The sequence below is a fragment of the Ramlibacter montanisoli genome, assembly GCF_013087525.1.
Lineage (GTDB): Bacteria > Pseudomonadota > Gammaproteobacteria > Burkholderiales > Burkholderiaceae_C > Ramlibacter > Ramlibacter montanisoli.
Window position 1 is genome coordinate 3,658,834 of record NZ_JABFCS010000001.1, and the last position, 11,954, is coordinate 3,670,787.

9 protein-coding genes and 4 pseudogenes are annotated in these 11,954 nt (G+C 70.8%); 7 read left to right on the top strand and 6 right to left on the bottom strand.

What is annotated here, in order from left to right; all coding sequences use genetic code 11:
* The first annotated feature begins 4 nt into the window (after positions 1-4).
* The 3 genes from HK415_RS18140 to HK415_RS18150 are packed head-to-tail and all read left to right on the top strand — an operon-like array spanning position 5 to position 2,672.
* Positions 5-787 carry a class II aldolase/adducin family protein gene (locus tag HK415_RS18140; RefSeq protein ID WP_171561668.1) on the top strand — a complete coding sequence of 261 codons (783 nt, stop codon included), beginning with the start codon at positions 5-7 and terminating at the stop codon, positions 785-787.
* Positions 784-1,758, top strand: a complete 975-nt coding sequence (locus tag HK415_RS18145) for a 2-dehydropantoate 2-reductase (protein ID WP_171561671.1) — start codon at positions 784-786, stop codon at positions 1,756-1,758. The genes HK415_RS18140 and HK415_RS18145 overlap by 4 nt, the downstream gene beginning before the upstream one ends.
* Complete coding sequence (locus HK415_RS18150; protein ID WP_309246746.1) at positions 1,758-2,672, top strand: DMT family transporter; 915 nt, start codon at positions 1,758-1,760, stop codon at positions 2,670-2,672. Before HK415_RS18145 ends, HK415_RS18150 begins: the two co-directional genes overlap by 1 nt.
* A gap of 326 nt (positions 2,673-2,998) precedes the next feature.
* Here the strand turns inward: HK415_RS18150 and alr are convergent.
* A pseudogene (gene alr / locus HK415_RS18155) lies at positions 2,999-4,095 on the bottom strand (alanine racemase).
* A 116-nt stretch (positions 4,096-4,211) separates the two neighbouring features.
* Between alr and lplT the strand changes: the two are divergent.
* The 3 genes and pseudogenes from lplT to HK415_RS18170 form a co-directional block, all read left to right on the top strand.
* Positions 4,212-5,495 (top strand): lysophospholipid transporter LplT, encoded by a 1,284-nt coding sequence (gene lplT / locus HK415_RS18160; protein ID WP_171561674.1) that lies wholly within the window; start codon positions 4,212-4,214, stop codon positions 5,493-5,495.
* A complete protein-coding gene (locus tag HK415_RS18165) occupies positions 5,488-6,387 on the top strand; it encodes a DMT family transporter (RefSeq protein WP_171561676.1) in 900 nt (299 codons plus the stop codon). The genes lplT and HK415_RS18165 overlap by 8 nt, the downstream gene beginning before the upstream one ends.
* 5 nt (positions 6,388-6,392) lie before the next feature.
* Positions 6,393-6,872, top strand: a pseudogene (locus HK415_RS18170) (glutathione peroxidase); the annotation flags it as partial.
* A 107-nt stretch (positions 6,873-6,979) separates the two neighbouring features.
* On the opposite strand, the gene glcF reads toward HK415_RS18170, so the two are convergent.
* The 5 genes and pseudogenes from glcF to HK415_RS18190 form a co-directional block, all read right to left on the bottom strand.
* Positions 6,980-8,212 carry a glycolate oxidase subunit GlcF gene (gene glcF, locus HK415_RS18175; protein WP_171561678.1) on the bottom strand — a complete coding sequence of 411 codons (1,233 nt, stop codon included), beginning with the start codon at positions 8,210-8,212 and terminating at the stop codon, positions 6,980-6,982.
* A pseudogene (gene glcE, locus HK415_RS18180) lies at positions 8,212-9,265 on the bottom strand (glycolate oxidase subunit GlcE). Before glcE ends, glcF begins: the two are co-directional and overlap by 1 nt.
* 96 nt (positions 9,266-9,361) lie before the next feature.
* Positions 9,362-10,087 carry an SMP-30/gluconolactonase/LRE family protein gene (locus HK415_RS18185; protein ID WP_373684610.1) on the bottom strand — a complete coding sequence of 242 codons (726 nt, stop codon included), beginning with the start codon at positions 10,085-10,087 and terminating at the stop codon, positions 9,362-9,364.
* Between the two features lie 107 nt (positions 10,088-10,194).
* A pseudogene (locus HK415_RS26545) lies at positions 10,195-10,287 on the bottom strand (SMP-30/gluconolactonase/LRE family protein); the annotation flags it as partial.
* Positions 10,284-11,138 carry an aldose epimerase family protein gene (locus HK415_RS18190; protein ID WP_171561681.1) on the bottom strand — a complete coding sequence of 285 codons (855 nt, stop codon included), beginning with the start codon at positions 11,136-11,138 and terminating at the stop codon, positions 10,284-10,286. The gene HK415_RS18190 and the pseudogene HK415_RS26545, both read right to left, overlap by 4 nt.
* Between HK415_RS18190 and HK415_RS18195 the strand changes: the two genes are divergently transcribed.
* A complete protein-coding gene (locus HK415_RS18195) occupies positions 11,097-11,954 on the top strand; it encodes a hypothetical protein (RefSeq protein ID WP_171561683.1) in 858 nt (285 codons plus the stop codon). The genes HK415_RS18190 and HK415_RS18195 overlap by 42 nt on opposite strands.

Sequence of the window (11,954 nt, forward strand, 5' to 3'; positions counted from 1 at the left end):
CGCGATGAGCGCCCTGCTGCAGACCCGCGCCCCAGACATGCACCCGGACGAATGGCAGGCCCGCGTGCAGCTGGCCGCCGCCTACCGCATCTTCGACATGCTGGGCTGGGCGGAGATGATCTACAACCACATCACCGTGCGCCTGCCCGACAGCGTGACGCGCGGCGAGAAGCAGTTCCTGATCAATCCCTTCGGCCTGCACTACTCCGAGGTGACCGCCGGCAACCTGCTGAAGATCGACGTGCAGGGCAACAAGCTGGACGCGCACAACCCCTGGCCGGTGAATCCGGCCGGCTTCACCATCCATGCGGCGATCCACGAGAGCGTGCCGGACGCGCACTGCGTGATGCACACGCACACCACCAACGGCCTGGCGGTCGCGTGCACCGAGGGCGGGCTGGCGCAGAACAACTTCTATTCCGCGCAGCTGCACGAGCTGGTGGCCTACCATGACTTCGAGGGCATCACCATCCACGCGGAGGAGGCGCCGCGCCTGCTGGCCAGCCTGGGGAACAAGCCGCTGATGATCCTGCGCAACCACGGGCTGCTGGCGGCCGGTCCCACGCTGCCGCTCACCTTCGTGCGGCTGTGGACGCTGCAGCGCGCCTGCGACATCCAGGTCACGCAGGCGGCGCTGGGCCGCGCCATCCCCATCAGCGAAGCGGTGGCGAGGAAGACCACCCACGACTCCTTCCAGTTCGACCAGCGCTTCGGCGCCGGCCAGGACGTGTTCGACGCGATGACGCGCCTGGTCGAACAGCGCCACGGCACTTCGTACAAGTCATGAAGGCCTGCATCTACGGTGCCGGCGCCATCGGCGGCTGGCTGGGCGTGAAGCTCGCGAACGCGGGCTGCGAACTGAGCGTGGTCGCGCGCGGCGCGACGCTGGAAGCGCTGCGCGCGCACGGTCTGCGCCTGCAGCAAGGCGCTGAAACCCTCGCGGCGAAGGTGTGCGCCAGCGCGGCACCGGCGGACCTGGGCGTGCAGGACCTGGTGGTGGTCGCCGTGAAGGCGCCGGCGATGGCGGAAGTGGCGAAGGCGATCCGCCCGCTGCTGGGGCCGGACACGATCGTGCTCACCGCCATGAACGGCGTTCCCTGGTGGTTCTTCCAGGGCTTCGGCGGCAGCTACGCGGGCACGCGGCTCAAGGCGGTGGACCCGGACGGTTCCATTGCGGAAGCAGTGCCTGCGAAGCACATCGTCGGCTGCGTGGTGCACGCCAGCTGCGCCCTGCGCGAGCCGGGCTTCGTGCAGCACCACTTCGGCAACAAGCTGATCATCGGCGAATCTTCCGGCGAGCAGACCGCGCGCGTGAAAGCGCTGGCCGCGCTGCTGGAGAAGGCCGGGTTCGAGACCGTGCTGTCCGAGCAGATCCAGAAGGACACCTGGTACAAGCTGTGGGGCAACATGACGGTGAATCCCGTCAGCGCCATGACCGGCGCCACCACCGACCTGATCCTCAACGACGACCTGGTGCGCGGCTTCATCTCCGCGGTGATGCTGGAGGCGCGCGAGATCGGCGCGCGCGTCGGCATCCCGATCGCGCAGCAGCCGGAGGACAGGCACCAGGTCACCCGCAAGCTGGGCGCCTTCAAGACCTCGATGCTGCAGGACGTGGAGGCCGGCAAGCCGGTGGAGATCGATGCGCTGGTGACGGTCGTCCGGGAGATGGGCCAGATGACCGGCGTGGCCACGCCCTTCACCGATGCCTTGCTGGGCCTCAGCCGCCTGCACGCCCGCGTGCACGGCCTGTACTAGTGGCGGCGGTCCCGGCACCGGCCCGCGCCATCAGCGGCGCGGCCTTCGCCACGCTGCTGCTGATCGCGCTGATGATGGGCGCCAACCACGTGGCCGCGCGCATCGCCTTCAACAACGGCGTGGACGTCGCCACCGCGGTGGTGATCCGCAGCACGGTGACGGCGCTGGTGATCGTCGCCATCCTCGCTTCGCAAGGCGTGCGCGTGCGCTTCACGCGACGGCACAAGCAGATGCTGCCGGTGATCGGCCTGCTGATCGGCGTGCAGAGCCTGTGCCTGTATTCCTCGGTGGCGCGGCTGCCGGTGGCGCTGGCCCTGCTGGCCTTCAACACCTATCCGCTGTGGACGGCGCTCTGGTCCTTCGTGGTGTACCGCAAGCGGCCGGAGAAGGCGATGGTGGTGGCCATGCCGGTGATCCTGGTCGGCCTGGCGATGGCGCTGGACGTGTTCGGCGCCGCCTCGGGCCTGGGCGCGTCTGGCCAATGGGCGCGCATCGGCGCCGGCGTCGCTTTCGCGCTCGCCGCGGCCGGCACCTTCGGCCTGGCGCTGGTGCTCACGCAGCACGAGACGGGCGACGTGGACGGGCGCGTGCGCACCGCCACGACCATGACCCTTGCCGGCGTGGTCGCGCTCGCCATGGTCACGACACAGGGCGGCTTCCACCTGCCGACGGCGCCGGCCGGCTGGGCCGGCCTGGCCACCCTCACCTTCCTGTACGGCACCGCCTTCACCATCATGTTCACCGTGCTCCCGCGGCTGGGGGTGGTGGGCAATTCGGCGATCATGAACGTGGAGCCGGTGTTCGCGCTGGTGCTGGCCTGGATGATCCTGGGCCAGGCGATCGCGCCCGTGCAGGTGGCCGGCGCACTGCTGGTGGTGGGCGCCGTGATGGCGCTCGGACTGCGCAAACGTTGACCGGGCGCAAGCTTTCCGGCGTTGCGCGCGCGCTATCCCGCTTGCTGCCGCGATGCGGCGCCGCCTAGGATGACCTTCCTACCGGAGGAGTCCGTATGTCCGTCCGCCTGTCACCCGAGATCGAGCAGCGGCTCGAAGCGCTCGCGCGCGAAACCGGCCGCAGCACCGCGCAACTGGCGCGCGAGGCCATGTTCCAGCACATGGACGCCATCGAGGACTACTACCTCAACGGACACGCCGAACGCACGCAAACGGTCGCGCCCTATGGCACCGAGCCGGGGTGGACCTGGGGCTTTGAGGCCTTCGCGTTCCGCCGTCGCGCAAGCTCAGTCGCCGACCGCGACCGGCACCCGCAGCGCCAGCGCGCACATCAGCTCGTAGCTGAGCGTCCCCGCGGCCGCGGCCACTTCGTCGACCGGCAGCACGGCGCCGTTCGCCGCCTTGCCCCACATCGTCACCTCGCTGCCGAAGCCGGCTTGCGGCACCGGCGAGAGATCGACCGCGATCATGTCCATGCTGACCCGCCCGACCAGCCGGGTGCGCACGCCCTCGACCAGCACGGGCGTGCCCGTCGTGCAATGGCGCGGGTAGCCGTCGGCATAGCCGCAGGCGACCACGCCGATGCGCAGCGGCGCGTCGGCCGTGAAACTGGAGCCGTAGCCCACGGTGTCGCCCGGCTGCAATTGCTGCACTGCAATAACGCGCGTGGACAGCGTCATGGTCGGCTGCAGCCGCCAGTGGGCGACATCGTGCTGGGGAAGTCGGGCGCGCTGCCGTACACCGCGATGCCCGGCCGTACCCAGTCGGCACGGACCTGCGCGTCGGCGGCATGGCGCAGGGTGGCGGCGCTGTTGCTCAGGGAGCGCTCGCCGGGCAGGTCGCGCGTGGCTTCCTCGAACACCTGCAGCTGGTGGGCGATGCCGCGCGGCCCGTCGGCATCGCTGAAGTGCGTCATCAGGGAGATTTCCTCGACCTGCGGCAGTGCGTCCAGGCGCGCCCAGGCGGCGCGGAAGCGCTGCGGCCCGAAGCCCAGGCGGTTCATCCCGGAGTTCAGCTTGAGGAAGACCCGGTGCGGCACCTGCGTCTTGTGCGCTGCCAGCCAGTCGATCTGCTGGTCGCAATGCACGGCGTGCCACAGGCCCAGGCGCGAGCACAGTTCCAGGTCGCGCGGTTCGAACACGCCTTCCAGCAGCAGGATGGGACCGCGCCAGCCGAGGGCGCGGACGCGCTCGGCCTCCAGCAGGTCCAGCAGGGCGAAGCCGTCGGCGCCGCGCAGCGCCTCGAACACCCGCTCGATGCCGTGGCCGTAGGCGTTGGCCTTGACCACCGCCCAGACCCGGGCGTCCGGCGCCGCTTCGCGCATGCGCGCCAGGTTGTGGCGCAGGGCCTCGGCGTGGATCGTGGCGAGGATGGGACGGGGCATGATCGGGGGCTTTTTGCCGCCATTCTGTCATTACCTGCCGTGATATAACCCCGTGTCGCTTGGAGACAGCAAAAGTTCAAAGGACCACTCGACGGGTCCCGCCACCTCACGCACGGATGAAGCGCGGTTTCTACACCATCATGGCGGCGCAGTTCTTCTCGTCGCTCGCCGACAACGCGCTGTTCATTGCCGCCGTCGAATTGCTGAAGTCCTCCCGCGCCCCGACCTGGCAGGCGGCGGCGCTGGTGCCGATGTTCGCCCTCTTCTATGTGGTGCTCGCCCCCTTCGTGGGGGCGTTCGCGGATGCGCGGCCCAAGGGGCAGGTCATGTTCTACAGCAACGCCATCAAGGTGGTGGGCTGCCTGATGATGCTGTTCGGCGCCCATCCCCTGCTGGCCTACGCGATCGTGGGCCTGGGCGCGGCGGCCTACTCGCCGGCCAAGTACGGCATCCTCACCGAACTGCTGCCGCCCTCGCAGCTGGTCAAGGCCAACGGCTGGATCGAGGGCCTGACCATCGCATCGATCATCCTGGGCATCCTGCTGGGCGGCCAGCTGGTGGGCAACGCGATCGCCTCGCGGATGCTGGGCATCGACTTCCCCGTGCTCGACACCGGCATCGACACGCCGCCGGAAGCGGCCATCTTCGTGCTGATCTTCATCTACGCGGTGGCGGCCTGGTTCAACACGCGCATTCCCCTGACCGGCGTGGAGATGCGGCCGATCCCCAAGAACCCGCTGGAGCTGGTGCCCGATTTCTGGAGCTGCAACAGCCGGCTCTGGCATGACAAGCTGGGGCAGATCTCGCTGGCCACCACCACGCTGTTCTGGGGCGTGAGCGGCAACCTGCGCTACATCATCCTGGCCTGGAGCGCGGCAGCGCTCGGTTATTCGACGACGCAGGCCTCCTCGCTCAGCGGCGTGGTGGCGCTCGGCACCGCGGTGGGGGCCGTGATGGCCTCGATGCGCATGCGCCTGGACAAGGCGACCACGGTGATGCCGCTGGGCATCATCATGGGCCTGCTGGTGATCTGCATGAACTTCATCACCAACGTCTGGGTCGCGGCGCCCTTCCTGATCCTGATGGGCGCGCTGGGCGGCTACCTGGTGGTGCCGATGAACGCACTGCTGCAGCACCGCGGCCACAACCTGATGGGCGCGGGCCGCTCGATCGCCGTGCAGAACTTCAACGAGCAGGCCTGCATCCTGGGCCTGGGCGCCTTCTACAGCCTGTCGGCCGGCCTGGGCATGTCGGCCTTCGGCGCCATCACCGCCTTCGGCGTGGTGGTCGCCGGCATGATGTGGATGATCCAGCGCTGGCACGCGCGCAACTGCATCGAGCACAAGGACGAAGTCGAACACCTGCTGGAGATCGCCCGGCACGACAACGTGCATGGCTGATTCCGGGAAACGACTGGCGCCGGTGCTGGCGCTGGTCGTGAATGCCTTCGTCTGGGGCATGTCCTGGTGGCCGTTCCGGCAGCTGCAGGACGAGGGCATGCATCCGCTGTGGTCCACGGCGCTGATCTACCTGGTGGCCTTCCTCGGTTTCGTGCTGGTGCGCCCGGGCGCGCTGCCCGAGCTGCTGCGCACGCCGGGCCTGTGGCTGCTGGCCGCGGCCGCCGGCCTGACCAACGTCGGCTTCAACTGGGCCGTGACCATCGGCGACGTGGTGCGCGTGGTGCTGCTGTTCTACCTGATGCCGGCCTGGTCGGTGCTGCTGGCCTGGCCCCTGCTGGGCGAGAAGCCTTCGCGCGCCGGCATGGCCCGCCTGGTGCTGGCGCTGGCCGGCGTGGCGATCGTGCTCGACACGTCCGGCGTCGGCCTGCCCTGGCCGCGCACGCTGGCCGAGTGGCTCGCGCTCATGGGCGGCTTCAGCTTCGCCCTGACCAACGTCATGCTGCGGCGGCTGGACACCAGCACCGCGGGCTCGCGCGTGCTGGCCATGTTCGGCGGCGGCATGCTGCTGGCCGGCGGCGTCGCGATGGCCGGCATGGCGCAGGGCTCGGTGGCGGCCATGCCCTTGCTGGAAGGCAGCGGCTGGCTGCTCGCGCTGCTGCTGGCGGCAGGCTTCCTGGCTGCCAACCTGGCACTGCAGTACGGCGCCTCGCGCCTGCCGGCGCACACCACGGCGCTGGTGATGCTGTCGGAAGTGGTGTTCGCGAGCCTGTCGTCGGTCGCGCTCGGGGCGGCCGAACTGACGGCGCGCACGCTGCTCGGTGGTGCACTGATCGTGGCCGCCGCTGCCTGGTCCGCCTGGCCCGCCCGGGCGTCGCTGGCGGGCGCACAATAGGCCGCATGGCCAGCATCTACGACTTCGAAGCGCAGCAGATCGGCGGGCAGAGCGTGCCCCTGTCGCAGTTCCGCGGCAAGCCCATGCTGATCGTCAACACCGCCAGCGCCTGCGGCTTCACGCCGCAGTTCGCGGGGCTGGAAGAACTGCACCGCCGCTATGGCGAGCGCGGGCTGGTGGTGCTGGGCTTTCCCTGCAACCAGTTCGGCGCGCAGGACCCGGGCAGCAACGAGGAGATCGCCAGCTTCTGCCAGGTGAACTACGGCGTGAGCTTCCCCATGATGGCCAAGGTGGACGTCAACGGCGCGCAGGCGCATCCGCTGTACCGCTGGTTGACGGCCGAAGCCCCCGGCATGCTGGGATCGAAGGCGATCAAGTGGAACTTCACCAAGTTCCTGGTCGGCAAGGACGGCCGCGTATTGAAGCGCTATGCGCCGCAGGATGCGCCGGAGAAGCTGGCGAAGGATGTCGAGGCGGCGCTGGCGGGTGAGGCCGTCGGCGTCGCGGTTCGCCTGCGGGCTCACCACGACCTACAGGGATCGCGCGCGCATTCGCAGGTCGTGGTGAGCGGCGCAGCCCGAACCGCGACACCTCACGCGCTCGCCACCAAGGCCGCGTCCAGCACCTCCACCCAATGCCGCACCGGCAGTCCCGTGCCACTCTGCAGATGCTGGATGCAGCCGATGTTCGCCGACAGGATCCCCTGCGGCTGCAGCGCGGCCAGGTGCCCCAGCTTGCGATCGCGCAGCGTGTGCGCGATCTCCGGGTGCAGCACCGAATAGGTCCCCGCCGAACCGCAGCACAGGTGCGCTTCGTTGATCGAAACGCGCAGCTGGAAGCCCAGCGCCGCCATCCATTGCTCGACGCCGCCGCGCAGCTTCTGCCCGTGCTGCAGCGTGCAGGGCGGGTGGTAGGCGAACAGGCCGGGATCGGGCCGCACCTTGTCCTTCAGCAGCGGCACCAGGTCCGGCAGCAGCTCGCTCAGGTCGCGCGTCAAGGCCGCGATTCGGCTGGCTTTTTCGGCATAGGCCGCATCGTGCTGCAGGTGGTGGCCGTACTCGCGCACCGTCACGCCGCAGCCCGAGGCGTTCATCACGATCGCCTCGACCTCGCCGCGTTCGACCTGCGGCCACCAGGCGTCGATATTGCGCCGCATCTGCGCGCGGCCGCCCTCCTGGTCGTTCAGGTGGAACTTCACCGCGCCGCAGCAGCCCGCTTCCGGCGCAACGATCACCTGGATGCCCGCGGCATCGAGCACGCGCGCGCTCGCCGTGTTGATGTTGGGCATCATCGCCGGCTGCACGCAGCCGGCCAGCATCAGCACCCTGCGCGCGTGCGTGCGCGTCGGCCACGTGCCGGCCTCCTGTTTCGGTGGCACCTTCTCGCGCAGCCGCTGCGGCAGCAGGCCGCGCACGGCCTGACCCACCTTCATGGCGGGGGCGAACAGCGGCGAGGTCAGGCCTTCCTTGAGCGCCCAGCGCAGCGCCTTGGCCGGCGCGCCGCGCGGCACCTTGCGTTCGACGATGCCGCGGCCGATGTCCACCAGCCGGCCGTAGTCCACCCCGCTCGGGCAGGTGCTCTCGCAGTTGCGGCAGGTGAGGCACCGGTCCAGGTGCAGCTGCGTCTTGCGCGTGGGCTCCACGCCTTCCAGCACCTGCTTCATCAGGTAGATGCGGCCGCGCGGGCCATCGAGCTCGTCGCCGAGGAGCTGGTAGGTCGGGCAGGTGGCGGTGCAGAAGCCGCAGTGCACGCACTTGCGCAGGATGGCTTCCGCCTCCGCGCCTTCGGCCGTGCCCTGGAATTCGGGGGAGAGGTGGGTCTGCATCAGAAGTGCGCGTAGAGGCGGCCGCGGTTGAAGATGCCGGCCGGGTCGAACTGCTTCTTCAGTCCTTCGTGGATGGTGGCGATGGCCGGGGCCAGCGGCGTCATGCGGCCGCTCGCGTCGCTGCGCTGCGTGCGGAACAGGGTGGCGTGGCCGCCCGCCTGCAGCGCGGCCTGCCGCACGCGCTCGCCGTTCGCCGCCGCCACGCGCACCCAGCGCTGCGCGCCGTGCCATTCCACCAGCGGCGCTTCCGGCAGGTCCAGCACCGGCGCCGTCTGCGGCACCGACAGGCGCCAGAGGTCGCGGCCCGCGCTGCCCTGGAACCAGGGCGTGGCCTGCTCGCGCAAGGCGTTCCACTGGCGCGCGGCACTGGCGGCCTCCAGGCGCTCGCCGCCCAGCGAACGGCAGGCAGCCTCCACGGCCGCGACCGCGCCGCGCGGCGCAGGTACAGGCCGCCCGTCCCGTCTTCTTCCACCCAGCAGCTCGCATTGAGCGGCAGCGGCTGGCCGCCCCAGGCATTCAGGCGCTGGAGCGCTTCCTGCTGCGAGGCCTCGAAGCGCAGCGTCGCCTCACCGGGGGAACCGGCAGGACCTTGAGGCTCACTTCCGTGATCAATCCCAGCGTGCCCAGGGTGCCTGTCACCAGGCGCGACACGTCGTAGCCCGCCACGTTCTTCATCACCTGGCCGCCGAACACCAGCTCCTCGCCGCGGCCGTTGACCAGGTTCACGCCCAGCACGTAGTCGCGCACCGCGCCGACGCTGGCGCGCGCGGGGCCCGACAGGCCGGTGGCCACCATGCCGCCGACGCTGGCACCGGGGCCGAAGTGCGGCGGCTCGAAGGGCAGGCACTGGCCGCTTTGCGCCAGCAACTGCTCCAGTTCCGCCAGCGGCGTGCCCGCGCGCACCGTCACCACCAGCTCGCTCGGCTCGTAGTTGACGATGCCGCGCAGGCCCGCCGTCTCCAGCAGCTCGCCCTGCAGCGACTCGCCGTAGAAGTCCTTGCTGCCGCCGCCGCGGATGCGCAGCGGCCTTCCTTGCGCAGCAGCGGCGCGGATGCGTTCGACGAGGGGGCGAGGTCGGAATCCATGGAGTGGCGATGTTACGGTCGGGCGCGGGCCGGCCGGCCCGGCGGCGGCCTGAAATTTTGGGCCTCAGTCGATGAAGAAATTGGCGGGCAGCCCGGCCACCTCCACGCGGGCCTGCAGCACGCAGCCGGAATGGGGCAGCGACTGCAGCTCGCCGGCGGGCCGCTTGTGCCGCCCGGTGGTGAGGTAGAGGGTGCGCAGGTCGGCCCCGCCGAAGCAGGGCATGGTGGGACAGCGCGCGGGCACCTCGAACTCCGCCACCACCTGCCCGGTGGGCGCGATGCGCAGCAGGCGCCCGCCCTCGAACATCGCCACCCAGTAGTGGCCCTCCACATCCACGGCCGCGCCGTCGGGCCGGCCTCCGTAGCCCGGCTGCCCCGGCTGCCAGCCGGCGGGCTTGCCGGCGAACTGGTGGAACACGCGGTGGTGGCGCATCACGTTGGACCCCGCCTCCCAGTCCCAGGCCTGGATCGCGTGCTGCGCGGTGTCGGTCCAGTACAGCGTGCGCTGGTCGGGCGACCAGGCGATGCCGTTGGCCGTGGTGGCGTTGTGCGCCTTCAGCTGCACCGCCGGCTGGCCGCCGTTGCCGTTGTCGGGCCGGCAGTCGATCGAATAGAGGTCGGCCTTGCGCGCATCCTTGGGCTCGTAATAGGTGCCGGCCCAGAAGCGACCCAGCGGGTCGGCCTTGCCGTCGTTGAAGCGCGTGGTGGCGGCGTGCTGGAAGCGCACGATGGGCTGCAGCGCACCGCCCCAGCTGTGCGCGCGGTAGATCCCGTCGCGCAAAGCCAGCACCAGGCCGCCGCCGGCCGCCGGCGCGATGCAGCCCGGCTCCTGCGGCAGCTCCCAGTGCTCGCGCGCGCGCCGCTCGCGGGGTGCCAGCGGCGCACGCGCCGCGAAGGGATGTCGACCCAGTACAGGCGCTGCTCCGCCGGATGCCAGAAGGGCGACTCGCCCAGTTCGTCCGGCTCGGGCACGGCCGCTTCCCACTTCATGCCACGGGCTCCACCACGATGCGCATCTGCGCCAGCATCGACTCGCCCGGCTGCAGCAGCGACAGCCCGAGTTCGCCGGTGGGCAGTCCCGCGGCATGCAGGTGCACCGCGTTGGGCACGTGGCTGACCGGCTCGAGCGCGAGGTCGCCGCGCGCGGGGTCGCTGGACACCACCAGCCGCGCCAGGCCGGACTCCACCCGCACCCGCAGCGTCGCGTCGCGCAAGTCCGCGCGGCCGTCCCAGCCTTCGAAGCAATCGTCCGCAGACAGCGTCGCGCAGTCCTGGTCCAGGCCCTGCGCCGCACGCCGGGCGACCGGCAGCTTGTCCGCATCCAGTTCCCAGCGGCTGTCCGCGCGGAACGCAAGATGCATCCCCGGCCGCCTGGCGAAATGAGGGCGCCAGCCCAGGCCCATGGGGGCCGGCTGCGCGGACTGGTTGGTCACCGCCAGCGTCATCTCCAGGGCCTGCGGCGTCAGGCGCAGTGTGTGCGAGCAGTCGAAGGCGAAAGGCCAGGAGGGATCGGCGGGATGCTCGCAGGCCAGCATGGCGGAAGTTGCATCGCTGTCCAGCACGCTCCAGGCGCGCTGCGCGACCATGCCCTGGATCGCGCCGGGATCGTCGCCGGCATTGCGCACCGTGGGCTGCTGCGTGCCCTGCCAGACGACGCTGGCGTGCACCACCCGGTTGGAGAAAGGCACCAGCGGATGGCAGCCGGCCGCGCGCGCGGAGGCGAGTTGCGCGGCGGGCGTGGAGCGCAGCACCGGCTGGCCGTCGAACCACAAGCCGGCGATGCTGCCGCCCAGGTCCGGATGCAGTTCGCAGCGCAGCCGTCCGGCCCGCAGTTCGATCATGGCTTGCCTCCTGCGGACATTGTGCCTGCGCCCGGCGCCGCCCGGCCCGGCCAGCGCGTACCATGCGCCATGCCGTCCACCGACACGGACGCCGCCCAGCGGCGGATCGAAGCCGTCCGCGATGTGCTGCTGAGGCGGCTGGCGCCGGCGATGCGCGAACGCATGCTGGTGCACCTGGAGCCGATCGGCATGATGGCCCAGGTGATCGAACGGCGGCTGCGGCAGGACGCCCCCGAGTTCGCGCGCATCGAGGCCGACCTGGGCAAGGTCCACGGCTTCGCGCGCGACGCGGTGCGCGTCAACCTGGACGTGGTGAGCTGGCTGGCGCCGGAGCCGGACGACACGGCGCGCATCTCGCTCGAATCCGGCGTGCAGGAATGCGTGGCGCTGCTGCGCGGCCATTTCGGCTTCGGCGGCTTCAGCCTGCGGCGCCTGCCCGGCGAGGGCGCGCAAGAGGTTGCGCGTAGCGCGCTGCGCACGCTGCTGCCGGCCGTGCTGTTCGCGCTGGCCGACGAACCGCGCGCGACCGCGCTGCTCACCGTCAGCGCCGGCGCGCCCGCCGTCGTGACGGTGCGCGTCGAGCAGGATGCGGCAGCGCGGATCCAGATGGGGCCAGCCCCTGCCGCCTGCTGCACTGGGACGAAGTCGAGGCGCTCGCCCGGGCGGAAGGCGTGGGCCTGCGGCGCGACGGCGACACCGTCGTGCTCGACTTCCCGGCCTGACAAAAAAGCGGCCCGCCGAAGCGGGCCGAACATCCAAAGGAGATCTTGCGTTGTGCCGCGGCGTGCGGCGTGCCTCCGCGCGCCGCTTCCGTGA

Excerpts from the sequence above, each read along its gene's own strand:
- HK415_RS18145 (WP_171561671.1), top strand. The coding sequence starts at position 784 with ATGAAGGCCTGCATCTACGGTGCCGGCGCCATCGGCGGCTGGCTGGGC.
- HK415_RS18190 (WP_171561681.1), bottom strand. The coding sequence starts at position 11,138 with ATGATCGAACTGCGGGCCGGACGGCTGCGCTGCGAACTGCATCCGGAC.
- HK415_RS18165 (WP_171561676.1), top strand. The coding sequence starts at position 5,488 with ATGGCTGATTCCGGGAAACGACTGGCGCCGGTGCTGGCGCTGGTCGTG.
- HK415_RS18195 (WP_171561683.1), top strand. The coding sequence starts at position 11,097 with ATGCAGTTCGCAGCGCAGCCGTCCGGCCCGCAGTTCGATCATGGCTTG.
- lplT (WP_171561674.1), top strand. The coding sequence starts at position 4,212 with ATGAAGCGCGGTTTCTACACCATCATGGCGGCGCAGTTCTTCTCGTCG.
- glcF (WP_171561678.1), bottom strand. The coding sequence starts at position 8,212 with ATGCAGACCCACCTCTCCCCCGAATTCCAGGGCACGGCCGAAGGCGCG.
- HK415_RS18140 (WP_171561668.1), top strand. The coding sequence starts at position 5 with ATGAGCGCCCTGCTGCAGACCCGCGCCCCAGACATGCACCCGGACGAA.